Source organism: Stenotrophomonas acidaminiphila, from assembly GCF_014109845.1.
In the GTDB taxonomy this organism is placed as follows: domain Bacteria; phylum Pseudomonadota; class Gammaproteobacteria; order Xanthomonadales; family Xanthomonadaceae; genus Stenotrophomonas; species Stenotrophomonas acidaminiphila.
Map to the genome: position 1 here is coordinate 2,420,263 of NZ_CP043567.1, position 16,343 is coordinate 2,436,605.

Annotated in this window: 19 protein-coding genes; 4 read left to right on the forward strand and 15 right to left on the reverse strand. The window is 71.2% G+C overall.

Features of this window, described 5'->3' with window-relative positions; translation table 11 throughout:
- Positions 1–76: 76 nt before the first annotated feature.
- The 13 genes from F0P95_RS11020 to ccmA form a co-directional block, all read right to left on the reverse strand.
- Positions 77–982, reverse strand: a complete 906-nt coding sequence (locus F0P95_RS11020; protein WP_182334264.1) for a DNA ligase — start codon at positions 980–982, stop codon at positions 77–79.
- Between the two features lie 106 nt (positions 983–1,088).
- Positions 1,089–2,210: a homoserine O-acetyltransferase MetX gene (metX, locus tag F0P95_RS11025; RefSeq protein ID WP_182334265.1), complete on the reverse strand. Its 1,122-nt coding sequence runs from the start codon at positions 2,208–2,210 to the stop codon at positions 1,089–1,091.
- 177 nt (positions 2,211–2,387) lie between these two features.
- A complete protein-coding gene (locus tag F0P95_RS11030; RefSeq protein WP_182334266.1) occupies positions 2,388–3,095 on the reverse strand; it encodes a class I SAM-dependent methyltransferase in 708 nt (235 codons plus the stop codon).
- A gap of 22 nt (positions 3,096–3,117) precedes the next feature.
- Entirely contained in the window at positions 3,118–4,140 is a 1,023-nt protein-coding gene (locus F0P95_RS11035) for a tetratricopeptide repeat protein (RefSeq protein ID WP_182334267.1), read from the reverse strand.
- Positions 4,134–4,586, reverse strand: coding sequence for a cytochrome c-type biogenesis protein (locus F0P95_RS11040; RefSeq protein WP_182334268.1), 453 nt, complete (start codon positions 4,584–4,586; stop codon positions 4,134–4,136). Before F0P95_RS11040 ends, F0P95_RS11035 begins: the two co-directional genes overlap by 7 nt.
- Entirely contained in the window at positions 4,583–5,188 is a 606-nt protein-coding gene (locus F0P95_RS11045) for a DsbE family thiol:disulfide interchange protein (protein WP_182334269.1), read from the reverse strand. Before F0P95_RS11045 ends, F0P95_RS11040 begins: the two co-directional genes overlap by 4 nt.
- Complete coding sequence (locus F0P95_RS11050; protein WP_182334270.1) at positions 5,188–7,116, reverse strand: heme lyase CcmF/NrfE family subunit; 1,929 nt, start codon at positions 7,114–7,116, stop codon at positions 5,188–5,190. Before F0P95_RS11050 ends, F0P95_RS11045 begins: the two co-directional genes overlap by 1 nt.
- Positions 7,117–7,584 carry a cytochrome c maturation protein CcmE gene (gene ccmE / locus F0P95_RS11055; protein ID WP_054665118.1) on the reverse strand — a complete coding sequence of 156 codons (468 nt, stop codon included), beginning with the start codon at positions 7,582–7,584 and terminating at the stop codon, positions 7,117–7,119. It lies immediately after the preceding gene.
- Positions 7,581–7,760: a heme exporter protein CcmD gene (ccmD, locus tag F0P95_RS11060; protein ID WP_182334271.1), complete on the reverse strand. Its 180-nt coding sequence runs from the start codon at positions 7,758–7,760 to the stop codon at positions 7,581–7,583. The genes ccmE and ccmD overlap by 4 nt, the downstream gene beginning before the upstream one ends.
- Positions 7,757–8,509: a heme ABC transporter permease CcmC gene (gene ccmC, locus F0P95_RS11065; protein WP_182334272.1), complete on the reverse strand. Its 753-nt coding sequence runs from the start codon at positions 8,507–8,509 to the stop codon at positions 7,757–7,759. The genes ccmD and ccmC overlap by 4 nt, the downstream gene beginning before the upstream one ends.
- A 141-nt stretch (positions 8,510–8,650) precedes the next feature.
- Positions 8,651–9,106: an azurin gene (gene azu / locus F0P95_RS11070; protein ID WP_182334273.1), complete on the reverse strand. Its 456-nt coding sequence runs from the start codon at positions 9,104–9,106 to the stop codon at positions 8,651–8,653.
- Positions 9,107–9,356: 250 nt separating this feature from the next.
- Positions 9,357–10,052: a heme exporter protein CcmB gene (gene ccmB, locus F0P95_RS11075; RefSeq protein ID WP_054665129.1), complete on the reverse strand. Its 696-nt coding sequence runs from the start codon at positions 10,050–10,052 to the stop codon at positions 9,357–9,359.
- Complete coding sequence (gene ccmA, locus F0P95_RS11080; protein WP_182334274.1) at positions 10,049–10,705, reverse strand: heme ABC exporter ATP-binding protein CcmA; 657 nt, start codon at positions 10,703–10,705, stop codon at positions 10,049–10,051. Before ccmA ends, ccmB begins: the two co-directional genes overlap by 4 nt.
- A 161-nt stretch (positions 10,706–10,866) precedes the next feature.
- Between ccmA and F0P95_RS11085 the strand changes: the two genes are divergently transcribed.
- The 4 genes from F0P95_RS11085 (at position 10,867) to F0P95_RS11100 (ending at position 13,684) form a co-directional block, all read left to right on the forward strand.
- Complete coding sequence (locus tag F0P95_RS11085) at positions 10,867–12,015, forward strand: pyridoxal phosphate-dependent aminotransferase (RefSeq protein WP_182334275.1); 1,149 nt, start codon at positions 10,867–10,869, stop codon at positions 12,013–12,015.
- Positions 12,012–12,356, forward strand: coding sequence for a hypothetical protein (locus F0P95_RS11090; RefSeq protein ID WP_198422003.1), 345 nt, complete (start codon positions 12,012–12,014; stop codon positions 12,354–12,356). The genes F0P95_RS11085 and F0P95_RS11090 overlap by 4 nt, the downstream gene beginning before the upstream one ends.
- On the forward strand, positions 12,349–13,146 hold the full coding sequence (locus F0P95_RS11095; RefSeq protein WP_182334276.1) for an amidohydrolase: 798 nt from the start codon (positions 12,349–12,351) through the stop codon (positions 13,144–13,146). The genes F0P95_RS11090 and F0P95_RS11095 overlap by 8 nt, the downstream gene beginning before the upstream one ends.
- Before the next feature lie 106 nt (positions 13,147–13,252).
- Entirely contained in the window at positions 13,253–13,684 is a 432-nt protein-coding gene (locus F0P95_RS11100) for a hypothetical protein (protein WP_054665142.1), read from the forward strand.
- 201 nt (positions 13,685–13,885) lie between these two features.
- On the opposite strand, the gene F0P95_RS11105 is transcribed toward F0P95_RS11100, so the two are convergent.
- Complete coding sequence (locus F0P95_RS11105) at positions 13,886–15,493, reverse strand: pseudouridine synthase (RefSeq protein ID WP_182334277.1); 1,608 nt, start codon at positions 15,491–15,493, stop codon at positions 13,886–13,888.
- A complete protein-coding gene (gene scpB, locus F0P95_RS11110) occupies positions 15,490–16,338 on the reverse strand; it encodes an SMC-Scp complex subunit ScpB (RefSeq protein WP_182334278.1) in 849 nt (282 codons plus the stop codon). The genes F0P95_RS11105 and scpB overlap by 4 nt, the downstream gene beginning before the upstream one ends.
- Positions 16,339–16,343 lie beyond the last annotated feature (5 nt).

Consider the following 16,343-nt stretch of genomic DNA (forward strand, 5'->3'; position numbering starts at 1 on the left):
TGCCGGGCGCGGCGATGCCGGGCAACCGGCGGGCGTGCACCTGACGCCTGCCCGCCGCAGGCCGTGCTGCACGCGGTCATCGATAGCGGGTGCCGCGGCCTGGTGGTGAGGGGGCCGGGACGCGCCGGTCGCGTTTGTCCGCCTGTGCCGGCGCTTCCTCGCGTACGCGCAGGAAGCGGGCGAAGCGTGGCAGGCCGTTGGCGGTCAAGCCGGTGTAGCGATAGGTGACCAGGCTGCCGATCGCCGGGGGGACCACGCGCTGCGCGTCCTTGAAGCCGCTGCCGATGCGGAAGCGGACGCCATCGGCGCGCTCCACCAGCAGTGCCCCCAGCATGCCGGCGTACCGGCCCTTGCCGGGCAGGTGCGCGACTACCCGCGCGTCGGCATCGTTCCAGGGCTTGAGCTTGAGCAGGCCGGCGCTGCGGCCGGCAATGTAGCGGTTGTCCTGGTGGTGCAGCATCAGCCCTTCGCCACCGGCGGCCACGGTGGCCTCCAGCTGGCGACGCAGTGCGCGGGTGTCGGCGATGCGTTGTTGCGGGATGAGCTCCAGCGTCGGCGAGGCGGTGCGTTCGAACAGGACGCGCAGGGCTGCCAGGCGCTGGTCGAAGGTGCCGGGGTGTCCGGGCAGGTCGAAGACCATCAGGCGCAGGGTCCGCCAGGCGGCCGCATCGGGTGGGTAGCGGCGCACGGTGCTGCTGGCGTGTTCGAAGCGGCCGCGCCCCGCCCACAGTTCGCCGTCCAGGGGCTGCCGCGGCCAGCCGCGGGTGAAGCCGTCCGGGGCGTCGATGCGGTGGCCGGCGCGGGTCCACAGTGCATGCCCGTCCCAGCGTGCGCGGACGCCGTCGAGCTTTTCGCTCACCCAATACCGGGAGACGTCCGGCCCGTCGCGCCATTGGCTGGCCAGCATCGGCGAAGGCGCGGCCGCGGCAGCGCTCCATGGCAGAAGCAACAGGTACAGCAGCACGGTCGGCAGGCGTCGCATGTGCCCTCCAGGTGGTGGCGGAGGGACAGCATGGCGGCCGGGCAGGGGCGCCGGGATCGGGCGCAGGCGGCGTGCGGCGTGGGCCGATGCCACGCCGCACCGTCGGTCAAGGGCCGGTAAGCGTGTCGAGGAAGCCGCGTACCGCCGGGCCGAAACGGTCGTAGTCCACCAGGAAGGCGTCATGGCCCTGCGGCGAGTCCATGCCGATGAAGTGCGCGTCGGCACCGCCCGCGCGCAGGCCGTCGGCGATCTGCTGCTGCTGTTCGACCGGGAACAGGATGTCGGTGTTGGCGCCGATGGCCAGCACCCGCGGCACGTGGATCTTCGCCAGCCCGGCCATGACGTCGCCGTTGCCGTATTCGGCCAGGTCGAACCAGTCCATCGCACGCCCCAGGTACAGGTAGCAGTTGGGGTCGAAGCGGCGCACGAAGCGGCGTGCGTGGCCTTCCAGGTAGCTTTCCACCTGGAACTCGAGCCCGAACGGATCGTCGTCGCCCTGCTCGGAATCCAGCCGTACGCGGCCGAAACGGCCGTCCCACTCCAGTGCCGAACGATAGGTGATGACCCCCAGCTTGCGCGCCATGCGCATGCCCGATTCCGGGTAGTGGGCGTCGTCGTAGTCGCCGCCGTTCCAGGCCGGGTCAAGGCGGATGGCCTCGCGCTGCAGCGAGCGGATGGCGATGGAGAAGGGCAGGGCCTGCGCGCTGCCGGAAATGTTGATGTGGGTGCGGGCGATGCCCGGGTGCTGCAACAGCAGGGCCAGCGCGGTCATGCCGCCCATCGAGTTGCCGATCAGGCACGCCAGCTGCCGAATGCCGAGCGCGCGCACCACCCCGGCGGCCGCGTTGGCGATGTCCTCCACCGACAGTTCGGGGAACGACAGCCGGTACGGCCTGCCGGTGGCCGGATCCAGCGAGGCCGGGCCGGTGGAGCCCTTGCAGCTGCCCAGCGAGTTGACGCAGACCACGAACCAGCGGTCGGTATCGATCGGCTTGCCGGGGCCGAGCATCGGCTCCCACCAGCCGGGTGCGGGGTTGCCGGGATGGCTGGCGGCATGGGCGTCGGGCGACAGCCCGGTGACGATCAGGATGGCATTGCCGGCGTCGGCGGCCAGCGTGCCCCAGGTTTCGTAGGCGATGCGCGCGCCGTGCAGTTGGCCGCCGCGCTTCATCGGGAACGGCGAGGCCAGTGCGTGGAAGCGGCTGCCTTCGGGGATGAACTCGGTCATCGGCCGATTCTACCGGCCATGCGCCGATACGGGGATGACCCGCGATGCCCCGGCGTCATCAGGGCATGAGCCGGGGTTACCAGGGCCGCGGGGAATGCTGCCGCTGCGACCGCCACGTGGTGGCGCCGGCTGCCGGAACGGGCGGGGCGGGCGCCGCGGTGCGCCGGTTGCCGGGGCTCAGCGGGCCTGATCGTCGCGCACGGACAACCAGCCGTGGATCAGCCCGGCCTGGAAGAACGGCACGGGGGGCTGGAAACCGCCCGCGGCGATGATCGAAGCGATCTGCTCCGGGGGCAGTATCCCGACATCCCGGGCATAGGCGGCACGCATGCGCTCCAGGGCGTCGGCCGGAACGTCGGCTGCGGCCATCAGGCTCATCCATGCGCGCAGCAGCACCTCGTAGGCGGGCGACTGCACGTCCGAGGCCAGGTCGGAGCTTGCGAGCATCGCGCCCGGTGCGAGCCGGCGCGCGATGCCCTGGAAGAACCCGGAGCGGGCTACCGGATCGAGAATGAACTGGGATACCAGGAAGCAGGTGGCCGCGTCGAAGCTGGCCGTGTCCGGGAGCGACTCCAGGTAGCCTTCATGGAAATGGCAACGCGCCGAAATACCCTCCCGTTCGGCCGCCTGGCGGCACAGGGCGAGCATCGCGCCGGACGGTTCCACCGCGGTGAACCGCCAGCCGGGATGCTGCCGCGCGAGATGCATCAGCTCCGCGCCGGTTCCGAGCCCCACGCAGAGGATGCGCGCATCCGGCGGCAGCGTGGCGAAGGCCGAATCCAGCAGCAGGTGCAGGCAATCGCGGATCGGGTGGGTTTTGGCCCACTGTGCGTCGTAGCCGGCGGCCTGTTGGTCGAACAGCAGTTTGATCTGGTCCTGGTCCACCGCATCCGCTCCGACGTGTGGGTCACGGTTGGCCGAGCGTGATCCGCAGCGGCTCACGGGCGGGCAGGGCGACCTTCACCGGTACCGACTCCACGTCGCCGTCCTGGCGCATCGCGGTGCCGCTGGCGGACAGTCGCGCGAATACTTCCACCTCGCCCAGGGCGGACAGCTTCTGAGTCGGCATCGGGCTGTCGCCGTCGTCGAGCGTGACCGTGAGCGGTCCGGCCTGCGCCGGGTGGCGTTCGACCGCGACCGGCATCGGCGGGCCACCGGGAACGCGGGCGATGACGAACAGGGTGTCCCTGCCGGCGGCGACGCGCGCCTGCAGCGACGGTGCCAGGGTGACCTGCACGGTGATGGCATGGGCGCCGGCGCTGCCGGCCGCGGGGGGAGCCGGGGCGGGCGTGGCGGGCGGCATCCCGGCGTCGGCACGGGCGGCGTCGATCTGTTCGCGCAGCGCCGCGGCGGCATTGGGTTCCAGCCGCGGCAGCAGGCTTTCCCAGGTGCGCACGGCGGCTTCGTCCTGGCCGCGCTGGCGCTGCACGATGCCGATCAGCCAGATCGCGCGCTGGTTGTCCGGCGCCACCTTGCGGGCGCGTTGCAGCCATTCCACGCCGGTGTCGTCGAACAGCATTTTCGGATGTGCGCGGGCGCGCGCCTGCGCCGCTTCGATCAACAGCTCGGGCTGGTCGGGGTCGAGCTTCAACGCGCGCTCGAACGAGGCGGCGGCATCGGCCACACGCCCGAGTTCGAGCTGCGAGCGGGCCAGCAGGACCCAGCCTTCGGTGCGCTCGGGATGCTCGTCGAGCACCGCGCGCAGCTGTTCGACCGCCTGCTCCAGGCTCTGCGGCGGCGCCTCGTCCGGCGCCTGCAGTGCCGCCGGCGTGCCGAGCCACAGGTACAGGCCCACGGTGGCGACCGCGATCGAGCCGACCAGGGTGCCCCAGATGGCGCGCTTGCCGGCGCGCAGCAGCGGCCACAGCATGGCACCGCCGGCAATGATGGCCAGCAGTGCGGCCAGCGACAGGAATACCGCCTTCACCATTCGCGTTCATCCTGGTTGGCATCCGCGGCGGCCGGGGCGGGGGCGACGCGCCCACGCCGGCTCACGTGCACGAACAGCAGCGCCGCGCCGGCCAGCAGCAGGACGCCGGGGCCCAGCCACAGCAGCAGGGTGCTGCCTTCCATGCGCGGGCGGTAGAGCACGAATTCGCCGTAGCGCTCGACCAGGAACTGCTTGATCTGCGCATCGCTGCGGCCTTCGCGCATCAGGTTGAGGACCTCGCGGCGCAGGTCGTGGGCGATCTGCGCGTTGGAGTCGGCCAGCGACTGGTTCTGGCATTGCACGCAGCGCAGTTCGGCGGCCAGCGCGTGGAAGCGCGCTTCCTCGGCACGGTCGCGGTACTGCAACGGGGCCGGGTCGCCCATCGGCTGCGCCATCGCCAGCCAGGGCAGGCACAGCGCGAGCAGCATGGCCGCCAGCCGCGTCATCGCGCGGTCTTCCCGCCGGCGCCGGCCTCGATCTTCTCCAGCGCCGGGATCAGCTGCCGGTCGAGCACGTCCTGGGTGATGGCGCCGCTGTACTTCCAGCGCACGATGCCGCTGCCGTCCACCAGGAAGGTCTCCGGCGCGGCGGCGATACCCCAGTCCAGCGCGGTGCGGCCTTCTTCGTCGGCCACCACCACCATGTAGGGATTGCCCAGCTGTTCCAGCCAGCGCAGGGCGTCGGCGCGCTCGTCCTTCCAGTTGTAGCCGATCACGCGCACGCGCTTGGTCTCGGCGAACCGGGTGAGGATCGGGTGCTCGTCGCGGCAGGTCGGGCACCAGCTGCCCCACACGTTGAGCAGGTAGGGCGCGCCGCGCAGGTCGTGGCCGCTGACCTTGACCGTGGGGTCGTGCAGCACCGGCAGCGAGAAGTCCGGCGCGGGCTTGCCGATCAGCGCCGAAGGCAGGCTGTCACGGTCGGGCCGGTCGGAACGGCTGACGCCATAGAGCATCAGGCCGACCAGGCCCAGGAAGAACAGCGCGCCGATGATCAGCGCGACCGGCGGCAGGCGATGGGGAGGATTCGGAGTGGGCGACGTGTCGGACATCAGGATTTCTCGGGCAGCCGGCGGAAGCGGCGGTCGACGGCGGTGACGAAGCCGCCCAGGGCCATCAGCAGCGCGCCCAGCCAGATCCAGCGGACGAAGGGCTTGACCTGCACGCGGACCGCCCAGGCACCATCGCCCAGCGATTCGCCGAGCGCAACATACACATCGCCGCCCAGTGCCGGATGGATGCCGGCCTCGGTCATCGGCATACCGCCGCTGGCGTACATGCGCTTTTCCGGGTGCAGCAGGGCGACCTCGCGGTCGCCGCGGAACACGCGCACGTGGCCGCGGTCGGAGTGGTAGTTGGGGCCGTCGCTGGCGTCCACGCCCTCGAACGCCAGACGGTAGCCGCCGGCCTCGACCGCGCTGCCCGGCGTCAGCGCCACTTCATGCTGGATGCTCAGCGATTCCACCAGCAGCGCGCCGACCAGGAACACGGCGATGCCGGCATGGGCGATCAGCATGCCCCAGGTCTCGGCGTTGGGACGGCCACCGCCGCGCAGGCGCTGCCACAGCACGTACGCGGTGCCGGCGCCCACCCATGCCGCGGCGGCGATGCCGACGGCGGTCTTGAGCTTGCCCTGCGGCGCCATGAACCAGGCGACCACGCCCAGCAGCAGGGCCAGCACCGCCCATGGCGCCAGCAGGGCGAGCGGGCGCAGGCCCTGTTCGCGCTGCCAGCGGGTCAGCGGGCCGAACGGCAGCAGCAGCACCAGCGGCGCCATCAACAGCAGGAACAGCGTGCCGAAGTAGGGCGGCCCCACCGAGACCTTGCCCAGGTCCAGCGCATCGGCCAGCAGCGGGTACAGCGTGCCCAGCAGCACCATGGCGCAGGCGCAGCTGAGCAGCAGGTTGTTGGCCAGCAGCAGGCTTTCGCGCGAATTGAGCGCGTAGGCGCGGCGCGGATCGGCCGGGCCGCCCATCGCCGGGGCCCGCAGCGCGTAGAGCAGCAGCGCGCCACCGATCACCAGCGCCAGGAACACCAGGATGAACAGGCCGCGCGCCGGGTCGGCGGCGAACGAGTGCACGCTGGTCAGCACGCCCGAACGCACCAGGAAGGTGCCCAGCAGCGACAGCGCGAACGCGGTGATGGCCAGCAGCAGGGTCCAGCCGATGAACACGCCGCGCTTTTCCGTGGCGGCCTGCGAATGCAGCAGCGCCGCGCCGGCCAGCCACGGCATGAAGCTGGCGTTCTCCACCGGGTCCCAGAACCACCAGCCACCCCAGCCCAGTTCGTAGTAGGCCCACCAGCTGCCCAGCGCGATGCCCAGGGTGAGGAAGGCCCAGGCCACGTTGGTCCACGGCCGGGTCCAGCGCAGCCAGCGCACGTCGATGTGGCCATCGAGCAGGGCGGCGACGGCAAAGGCGAACGGCACCGCGAATCCGACATAGCCCAGGTAGAGCATCGGCGGGTGGATGATCAGGCCCGGGTCCTGCAGCAGCGGGTTCAGGTCGCGGCCCTCGACCGGTGCCGGCAGCAGCCGCTCGAACGGATTGGAGGTGAACAGCAGGAAGGCCAGGAAGCCCACGCTGATCAGGCCCATCACCGCCAGCACGCGCGCCATCACCGGCGGCGGCAGGCGCCGCGAGAACCCGGCCACCGCCGCGGTCCACAGCGCCAGCACCAGCGTCCACAACAGCAGCGAGCCCTCGTGCGCGCCCCATACCGCCGAATAGCGGTAGATCATCGGCAGCAGCGAATTGGAGTTCTCGGCCACGTAGCGCAGCGAGAAATCCTGGCGCACGAAGGCCGCGGTCAGCACCACGAACGCGCCCAGCACCATGGCCAGCTGCAGCGCCGCGGCCGGGCGGGCGATGGCGATGAACGGGGCGATGCCGCGCTGCGCGCCGACCAGCGGCAGGACGCTCTGCAGCAGTGCCGCCAGCAGCGCGAGGATCAGCAGGACCTGTCCGATCTCGGCGAGCACTCAGCGCGACTCCGCCGGCGTGGCCGTGGCCGGGACCTGGTGCTTGTCATGGGCCACGCCCATTTTGTCGGCCAGTTCCTTGGGCATGTAGGTCTCGTCGTGCTTGGCCAGGACGTCCTCGGCCACGAACACGCCGCCGGCCATGCGCCCGGTGGCGACCACCGCCTGGCCCTCGCGGAACAGGTCCGGCAGGATCTTGTCGTAGGTCACCGGCAACCGCGCGTCGCCATCGGTCACCTCGAAGCGCGCCAGCAGCGCGCCGGGGGCGCGCTGGAACGAGCCCTTGGCGACCATGCCGCCGAGGCGGAAGCGCGCGTCGGGCGCGACCTTGCCGGCCTTCACCTCGGCCGGGGTGTACAGATAGGCGATGTTGCGCTGCAGGGCGGTGGCCACCAGCGCGGCGGCGATGCCGGCCACGGCAAGCACCAGCAGCACCAGCAGCAGGCGGCGGCGTTGCACAGGACTCATCGGCTCAGTTCCTCGTCGCCGGGCGCAGCGGCCTGGGCATTGCGGCTGGCGCGCGCCAGGCGGTTGCGTACCTCGCGCAGCTGTCGCCGCACCTGCAGGCGCGGGATGGCGAAGTCCCAGGCCAGGACCACGAAGAACACCGCATAGGCCAGGGCCACGTACTGGAAGTAGGTCATGTCAGTTTCTCCACGCGCTCGCGTACCCAGGCCTTGCCGGCCTCGCGGCGCAGGTTGTCGGCGCGGGCGCGGGCCAGCAGCGAGCCGGCGAACCAGAACTTGGTGGCCAGCACCATCAGCCACAGCGGCAGGATCATGCTGCCGTCCATGCTGGACTCGCCGAACATGCGGATGGTCTGGCCCTGGTGCAGCGAGTTCCACCACACCACCGAATAGCGGATGACCGGCAGCAGCACCACGCCGACGATGGACAGCAGCCCGGCGGCGCGGGCGGCGGCGCGGCGGTCGTCGATGGCGCCATACAGGCCCATCACCCCCAGGTACAGGAACAGCAGGATCAGCTCGGTGGTCAGGCGCGGGTCCCAGTCCCACCACGTGCCCCACATCGGCTTGCCCCAGATGCTGCCGGTAAGCAGGGTGATCAGGGTGAAGGCGGCGCCGATCGGCGCGCAGGCCATGGCCAGGATCTCGCACAGCTTGACCCGCCAGACCAGGGCGATGGTGCTGTAGAACGCCATCAGCCCGAACACGAACAGGCTCATCCAGGCCGAGGGCACGTGGATGTAGAGGATGCGGAAGCTGTCGCCCTGCTGGTAGTCGGCCGGCACCACCGCCAGCGCCTGCCACAGGCCGAAGGCGAACAGCGGCAGCGAGGCCACGTAGCACCAGGGCGACCAACGGGCGGCGAAAGCGTCGAAATAGGCAGGGGACCCCAGCCGATGGAACCAACCTGGCAAACCTTTGAACATCCGCTCGCTCGTCGAGGAAAACGATGGCGGGGTGGACCCCTCCCACCCCGTTGCCGGGCACCGCGAAGCACGTGCGCCCGGCGGCTCGTGAAGATTAGCCGAAGACGGCGCGGTTGGCACGGCCAGCCCGCGCCGTGGCGGTCACTTCAGGGTGAGCGTGCCCTTCATCAGCGCCGCGTGGCCGGGGAAGCTGCAGAAGAAGGACAGCGGCGCGCCGGCGGCGGTGAGCTTGGCCACCGGGATGCTGAACGAGGTGCTTTCGCCGCCGCCGACCACCTTGCTGTGGGCGATCACGCGGGTGTCCCCGGCCTTGACGTAGTCGGCCGCCAGCCCGGCCTTGATGCCGTCGGTGTCGATCCCGCTCATGTCGGCGGCCTTGGCGACGACCACGTTGTGGCCCATCACGTTCTTGGCCATCTTGCCGGTGTGCTTGAGGTTGATGGTGAAGCTGGCGCAGCTCTTGGGTACGTCGATGTTGGCCATGTTGTAGCGCATGGCGTCGTTGCCCTCCAGGTTCACCGAGCAGCTGCCGGCGGCATGGGCGGCACCGGCGGCGCCGAGGGCCAGGGTGGAAGCGACGATCAGTTTGCGGAACATCTTCAAAGCTCCTGTCTGCGGGGATGGGCATGCGGCTGCGGGCGAATGGCCGGCCATGCTGTCGCCGGCGTTCGGGGTTGGCAAGCGACGCAATGTCGCAGGTCCGGAGCATGCGCCGGACGCTGCATGCCCGGTCTTCACACGGCCGGGGACGCCGGGCCGGCGTGGCGGCAGGACGGCGCCGGCGCAGCCGCCCGCGACGGCCGCCGGCGGCGCCCGTAACCCGCGGTCGCGGAAGCCGCCGGGAGGGTCAGGAATTGGCGATGCGGATCGCGGCCGCGGCGGTCAGCGGCGCCAGCAGCAGGCTGACCACCAGCCCGGCGCCGAGCAGCAGCAGCGCGCCGCTGGCGTCGAAGCCCTGCGCTGCCGCGGCCACCGCGCCGGCACCGAACACCAGTACCGGCACGTACAGCGGCAGCACCAGCAGCGCCAGCAGGATGCCGGAGCGGCGCATGCCCACGGTGAGCGCGGCAACCACCGCGCCGAGCAGGCTCAGCAGCGGCGTGCCCAGCGCCAGCGACGCCACCAGCACCGGCAGCTGCGCGCGTGGCAGCTGCATCAGTTCGGCCAGCAGCGGACTGACCAGCACCAGTGGAAAGGCGGTGGTCAGCCAGTGCGAGAACACCCGCACCGCGACCAGCCACGGCAACGGCACCGGCGACAGCAGCCACTGCTCCAGCGAGCCGTCCTCGGCATCGCCGCGGAACAGGGTATCCAGCGACAGCAGCCCGGCCAGCAGCACCGACAGCCACAGCACCGCCGCGGCCACCCGCTGCAGCAGGTCCGGATTGCCGCCCAGCGCCAGGGCGAACAGGGCCACGACCAGCAGCGCGAACAGGATCGGCTGCGCGGCGTCGCCGCGGCGCCGCCACAGCAGCTTCAGGTCGCGCGCGAGCAGCGCCCGGGCAGCGTCGAGCAGCGAGGGCTGCGGGCCGGGCAGGCTCATGCGGCGGTCTCCACCGCGGCGGAGCCGAGGGTGAACGTGCGGTTGCGCACCGGTGGCGCGGCGTAGGCGCCATGGGTGGTGACCAGGGCGGCGCCGCCGCTGCGCAGGTGTGCTGAAATCATGCGGTTGACCAGGTTGATGCCGTCCAGGTCGAGGTTGGCGTAGGGCTCGTCCAGCAGCCACACCGGTGCCGGCGACAGCCACAGCCGGGCCAGCGACAGGCGCTTCTTCTGGCCGGCCGACAACTGCCGCACCAGGGTGTCCTCGTAGCCGGCCAGGCCGACGATGGCCAGCGCGTTGCCGGGCATCTGCCGCACCCGGCGGCCCTGCAGGCCGCACAGCACGTGCAGGTTCTCCAGCGTGCCCAGGTCCTGCTTGAGCGCGGGCAGGTGGCCCAGGTAGGCGATGTAGCGCGAGCGGTCGCCGGCGCCGGCGGTGCGACCGTCGATCTGGATCGTGCCTTCGTCGGCGCGCAGCAGCCCGGCGAGCACGCGCAGCAGGGTGGTCTTGCCGGCGCCGTTGCCGCCCTGTACCAGCAGCGCCTCGCCGGCGTCCACGTGCAGGTCCAGGGGCCCGAACACCGGGTCGTCGTTGCGGGTGAAGCGCAGTCCGCGCGCGTCTAGCAGCGGCGGGGTGTTCAGGGTCGCGGTCATCGGATCGGGCGCTTCCGTCCTTGGGTGGGAGCGCAGGCAGGCTGGCGCATCGGGCGCGACATTATAGGCATTGCCGCCGGTGCCGCAGCGCGGGCTGGGCGGCCGTTGCCGCCGGCATTGCGTAAACTCGTCGTTTCCCTTCCCCCGACGCCGACGCATCGATGCAACCGCAGACCAAGCTGCCCAAGGTGGGCACCACCATCTTCACCGTGATGTCGCAGCTGGCCGCCGAGCACGGCGCGGTCAACCTGGGCCAGGGCTTCCCGGATTTCCCGGCGCCGCAGCGCCTGATCGACGAGACCGCCAGGGCCATGCGCGAGGGCCTGAACCAGTACGCGCCGATGACCGGCGTGGCGCCGCTGCGCCAGGCCATCGCGCAGAAGGCACTGGACTGCTACGGCGCGCAGGTCGACCCGGACACCGAGATCACGGTGACGTCCGGCGGCACCGAGGCGATCTTCAACGCCATCCATGCGGTGGTGCGGGCCGGCGACGAGGTCATCGTGCTCGACCCGGCCTACGACTGCTACGAGCCGGCCATCGACCTGGCGGGCGCACGCGCGGTGCATGTGGCGCTGGACCCGCGGACCTTCGCCGTCGACTGGGACAAGGTGCGCGCGGCGATCACGCCACGGACGCGGATGCTGATGGTCAACACCCCGCACAACCCGTCCGGCGCGATGCTCTCGGCCGCCGACATGCAGGCGCTGGCCGACGTGCTGCGCGGCACCGGCATCTACCTCATCTCCGACGAGGTCTACGAGCACATCGTCTACGACGGCGCCCGCCACGAATCGGCGCTGCGCTACCCGGAGCTGCGCGAGCGCGCCTTCGTGATCTCCAGCTTCGGCAAGACCTACCACTGCACCGGCTGGAAGATCGGCTACGCCATCGCCCCGCCGGCGCTGAGCGCCGAATTCCGCAAGGTGCACCAGTACAACACCTTCACCACCTACGGCCCGGCCCAGTATGGTTTCGCGGCGATGATCCGCGACGAGCCGGCGCACCACCTGGAACTGGGTGCGTTCTACCAGGCCAAGCGCGACCGGTTCCGCGAGCAGCTGCTGACCACGCGGCTGCAGCCGCTGCCGGTGCCGGGCGGTTACTTCCAGCTGGTGGACTATTCGGCCATCAGCGACCTGCCGGACCATGAGTTCGTGAAGTGGCTGACCATCGACAAGGGCGTCACCGCGATCCCGCTGTCGCCGTTCTACGAAACCGCGCCGGCTGGGCAGCGCCTGGTGCGGCTGTGCTTCGCCAAGAACGATGCCACGCTGGACGCGGCGATCGAGCGCCTGGTGAAACTGTGACGGACGAGCCGCTCGGCAACGACTGGAAACTGATGTTGCGCTACGGGCGCGCCACCACCCCATTCCAGCATTACCCGCTCATCGCCGACGGCGTTGCCGGCGCGCTCGCGGACGGCTTCGAATGCCGTCCTGGGCCGGCGGTGAGGGCGATGAAGGGATGGGCAACGGATGCCGACGAGGCCGCGGACATGCTCCGTTTCACCAGCGACGGGATCGGCTTCGGGATGACCGGGCGGGTTGTAATCCACGAGACGCCGCCGGACCAGCCGCCGCGCGGAAATCCTTTCGGCTACGACATCTCGTTCGTGCCTTGTGACGGTGAGGGTGATACCGATGAATGACCTGCGCATTTCCCTCGTGCAGGGCGACACCCGCTGGCACGACCCGGCGGGCAATCGCGAGCATTATGGCGCGCTGCTGGCGCCGCTGGCAGGCTGCACCGACCTGGTGATCCTGCCGGAAACCTTCACCAGCGGCTTCTCCAACGACGCCATCGACAAGGCCGAGGACATGGACGGCCCGACTGTGGCCTGGATCCGCGAACAGGCGCGCGCGCTGGGTGCGGCGGTCACCGGCAGCGTGCAGTTGCGCGTCGACGGCGGGGTCTTCAACCGGCTGCTGTGGGCCACGCCCGATGGCGGGCTGCGGCACTACGACAAGCGCCACCTGTTCCGCTATGCCGGCGAGCACAAGCGCTATGCCGCCGGGCGCGAGCGCCTGTGCGTGGAACTGAAGGGATGGCGGATCAATCCGCAGATCTGCTACGACCTGCGTTTCCCGGTGTTCTGCCGCAACCGCTTCGACGTCGAGCGCCCCGGGCAGATGGATTTCGATCTGCAGATCTTCGTCGCCAACTGGCCGTCGGCGCGCGCCCATGCCTGGCGCACGCTGGCGCGCGCGCGGGCGATCGAAAACCTGTGCTACGTGGCGGTGGTCAACCGCGTCGGCGTGGACGGCAATGGCCTGCACTACGCCGGCGACAGTGCGGTGATCGACTTCCTCGGCCAGCCGCAGGTGGAAATCCGCGAGCGCGAGCAGGTGGTGACCACCGTGGTCTCGGCGCAGGCGCTGGCCGAGCACCGCGAGCGCTTCCCGGCGATGCTGGACGCCGATGCCTTCACCCTGGGCTGATCCGGGGCGACGCTGAACGCCGGCCGGATGGCGCGGCCGGTACCTGTCTGCGGACGCGGGCGCGCTGCTAGGCTCGCCGCGTCCCCTTGCGAGTGGAGAACGAACCATGAAGATCCTGGCGGGAGCCCTGCTGCTGGCGGCTGGTGTCGTTGCGCCGTCCGCGCACGCGGCCGGCAACATCGACTGCGAACTGCGTTTCAACCTGTCCGGCTGGTCGATCTTCTACAAGACCGCCACCGGCAACGGCACCATCACCTGCGACAACGGCGCCAGCATCCCGGTGAAGATCCGTGCCAAGGGCGGCGGCCTGACGGTCGGCAAGTCCACGGTCAGCGATGGCCGCGGCAAGTTCACCGGCGCCTACAGCGTCAACGACCTGATCGGCACCTACGGTGGGGCCGAGGTCCATGCCGGCGCATCCCGTTCCAGCAACGCCCAGGTGGTGACCAAGGGCGACATCTCGCTGGCCCTGGCCGGTACCGGCCGTGGCTGGGACCTGGGCGTGGGTTTCGGCAAGTTCGTGATCGAACGGCGCTGAGCCGGCGTGCGCGTGACCGGCGTGGCGGCCTGAGCGTCCGTCCGCCGCGGGCAACGCGCCCAACATCGCCCGCGTCCCGGTCACGCCGGGTGACAGCGACGGCTGCAGCGGGCGTGTAGCGCCCCTACGCGAACGCCCGGCACTGGGCCGGGCGTTCGCAGTCATGCGCGGGCAGGCGGGCCGTGGCGGCCGGCCTGCGCATCAGCCGCCGCGCGGCCCGCGACCGCCGCCGCCGGGACGACCACCACCGCCGGGACGGCCGCCGCCCGGGCGGCCCGCCGGACGGCCGCTGCCGCCGGGACGGTTGCCGCCGCGCGGTGCGCCGGAAGGACGGTTGCCGGCCGGACGCGCGCCGTACGGGCTGAAGCCCGGGTTGGCGTGGTCGGACGGGAAGCTCGGGGCATTGCCCGGATGGCCATAGGGATGCTTGCGCTGACCCTGGCCTTGACCCTGCCCCTGACCCTGACCGGCGGACTGGCCGCCGCCCTGCGGACGCCCCTGGCCACTGGCGGAGCGCCCGGCGCCGCCGCCACCCGGGCGCGGCTTGCCGTACGGGCGGCCCTGGCCTTCGCCGGCCGGGCCACGGCCGGGGCCGCGGTTGCCGGACGGACCGGCGTTGCGGTGGCCGCTGGGCCCGGTGCTCACGCCTTCGGGTACGTACCAGGTGCGGAATGCGGCGGGATTGCCTTCCGGCAGGCTGCGGTCACCCTTGGGCTTGCGCTGCTTGAACGGCTTCTGCGACTGCTTGGCCGCCGCTTCGCCGCTGACGGTCAGGCCGCCCTTGAAGCCGCCGCCCTTGCCACCGCGGCCACGGCCGCGGTCTTCGCGCAGGGTGTCGAAGCGGCGCAGTTCGCGGCCTTCGTCGGCGGTGTTGTGGCCGTTGACGTAGGCATTGCCGCGGCCGCCTTCGCGCACGCGCACGGTGGTCTTGGCCGCCTTGCGCTGGCCGATCACCGGCTGCAGGGTCAGCGCCGACGGCGCGCCTTCTTCCAGCTTCAGCTCGGCGCGCAGCGCCTCGACCTGGGCATTGGGCAGTTCCACCGACTGCCCGCGCAGCAATTCGCGCGGCAGTTCGACCTTGCCGTAACGGGTGCGCTTGAGGCGGCTGACCTGGCAGCCCTGCGATTCCCACAGGCGGCGCACTTCGCGGTTGCGGCCTTCCTTGACCACCACCCGGAACCAGTCATGCGAGTCGGTGCCGCCGATGCGTTCGATCTCGTCGAACTTGGCCGGGCCGTCTTCCAGCGCGACGCCGCGGGCGAGGCGGTCGACGACGTTGTCCGGCACCTTTTCCTGGCCTTCCGGGGCACGCACGCGCACCACGTACTCGCGCTCGACCTCGAACGACGGGTGCATCATGGCGTTGGCCAGTTCGCCGTCGGTGGTGAGCAGCAGCAGGCCGGTGGTGTTGATGTCCAGGCGGCCGATGGCGATCCAGCGCGCGCCCTTGAGCGGCGGCAGCGACTCGAACACGGTCGGGCGGCCTTCGGGGTCCTCGCGGGTGGTCACTTCGCCTTCGGGCTTGTTGTAGACCAGTACGCGCGACGGGTCGGTCAGCGCGCTGGCGACGAAGCTGCGGCCGTCGAGGTCGATCTTGTCGCCGCTCTTGACCGACATGCCGGTCTGCGCGGTCTCGCCGTTGACCTTGACCAGGCCGTCGGCGATGCGCTGCTCCAGCGCGCGGCGCGAGCCCAGGCCGGCCTGGGCCAGGACCTTGTGCAGGCGTTCTTCCAGCCGGGGCTGCTCGACAGCGGCTTCGCGCTTGAGCGAGAGCTTGTTCAACGACGGCTTGCGGGGGGTGTCACTCATTCTGTTTGGCTCCGGCCGGCGTTTTCTTCGTCGGCCTCAGGTTCGGGATCGGCTTCGTCAACAGCCACGGTCGTCGTCGCGACGGCGTTGTTTCCGGTGTCTTCCACTTCCGCCGCGCGCTCTCCCGGCGCGGCGTCGGGTTCGCCCGTGGGGGCGGTGTCGGGTGCGGCATCCCCGTCGTCCGGGGCTGCCGCGGTGTCGGTGTCGCCGCGGCCGGCATCATCGTCCGCTGCGGCGGCTTCGGGGGTGGCCGCGGCGGCGGCGAGCGGGGCGGCCAGCTGGCCGTCGTCGCCCAGCGGCAGCTGCGGCTCCAGTTCGCCGATGTCGCGCAGTTCGGACAGCGGCGGCAGTTCGTCCAGGCGCTTGAGGCCGAAGTAGTCCAGGAACGCGCGGGTGGTGCCGAACAGCGCCGGCTTGCCGGGCACGTCGCGGTGGCCGACCACGCGGATCCATTCGCGCTCTTCCAGCGCCTGGATGATGTTGCTGCTGACCGCCACGCCACGCACCTGCTCGATCTCGCCGCGGGTGATCGGCTGGCGGTAGGCGATCAGGGCCAGCGTCTCCAGGGTGGCGCGGGTGTAGCGGGTCTTGCGTTCGGTCCACAGCCGCGAGACCCAGCCGTGCACCTCGCGGGTGATCTGGTAGCGGAAGCCGGAGGCGACCTCGACCAGCTCCACGCCGCGCCCCTGGCAGCCTTCGCGCAGCAGCTCCAGCGCGCGTTCGACGCTGCCCGGCGGCGCCGGCTGCTCCTCCGGGAACAGCTCCTGCAGCTGCGCCAGGGTCAGCGGCTGGCTGGAGGCCAGCAGTGCGCCTTCGACGATGCGGTTGATCAGCGGTTGATCCATGTGTC

Coding starts and splice junctions, on each gene's coding strand:
- F0P95_RS11020 (WP_182334264.1), bottom strand. CDS start 982: ATGCGACGCCTGCCGACCGTGCTGCTGTACCTGTTGCTTCTGCCATGG.
- metX (WP_182334265.1), bottom strand. CDS start 2,210: ATGACCGAGTTCATCCCCGAAGGCAGCCGCTTCCACGCACTGGCCTCG.
- F0P95_RS11035 (WP_182334267.1), bottom strand. CDS start 4,140: ATGGTGAAGGCGGTATTCCTGTCGCTGGCCGCACTGCTGGCCATCATT.
- F0P95_RS11040 (WP_182334268.1), bottom strand. CDS start 4,586: ATGACGCGGCTGGCGGCCATGCTGCTCGCGCTGTGCCTGCCCTGGCTG.
- F0P95_RS11045 (WP_182334269.1), bottom strand. CDS start 5,188: ATGTCCGACACGTCGCCCACTCCGAATCCTCCCCATCGCCTGCCGCCG.
- ccmE (WP_054665118.1), bottom strand. CDS start 7,584: ATGAGTCCTGTGCAACGCCGCCGCCTGCTGCTGGTGCTGCTGGTGCTT.
- ccmD (WP_182334271.1), bottom strand. CDS start 7,760: ATGACCTACTTCCAGTACGTGGCCCTGGCCTATGCGGTGTTCTTCGTG.
- ccmC (WP_182334272.1), bottom strand. CDS start 8,509: ATGTTCAAAGGTTTGCCAGGTTGGTTCCATCGGCTGGGGTCCCCTGCC.
- azu (WP_182334273.1), bottom strand. CDS start 9,106: ATGTTCCGCAAACTGATCGTCGCTTCCACCCTGGCCCTCGGCGCCGCC.
- ccmB (WP_054665129.1), bottom strand. CDS start 10,052: ATGAGCCTGCCCGGCCCGCAGCCCTCGCTGCTCGACGCTGCCCGGGCG.
- ccmA (WP_182334274.1), bottom strand. CDS start 10,705: ATGACCGCGACCCTGAACACCCCGCCGCTGCTAGACGCGCGCGGACTG.
- F0P95_RS11085 (WP_182334275.1), top strand. CDS start 10,867: ATGCAACCGCAGACCAAGCTGCCCAAGGTGGGCACCACCATCTTCACC.
- F0P95_RS11095 (WP_182334276.1), top strand. CDS start 12,349: ATGAATGACCTGCGCATTTCCCTCGTGCAGGGCGACACCCGCTGGCAC.
- F0P95_RS11100 (WP_054665142.1), top strand. CDS start 13,253: ATGAAGATCCTGGCGGGAGCCCTGCTGCTGGCGGCTGGTGTCGTTGCG.
- F0P95_RS11105 (WP_182334277.1), bottom strand. CDS start 15,493: ATGAGTGACACCCCCCGCAAGCCGTCGTTGAACAAGCTCTCGCTCAAG.
- scpB (WP_182334278.1), bottom strand. CDS start 16,338: ATGGATCAACCGCTGATCAACCGCATCGTCGAAGGCGCACTGCTGGCC.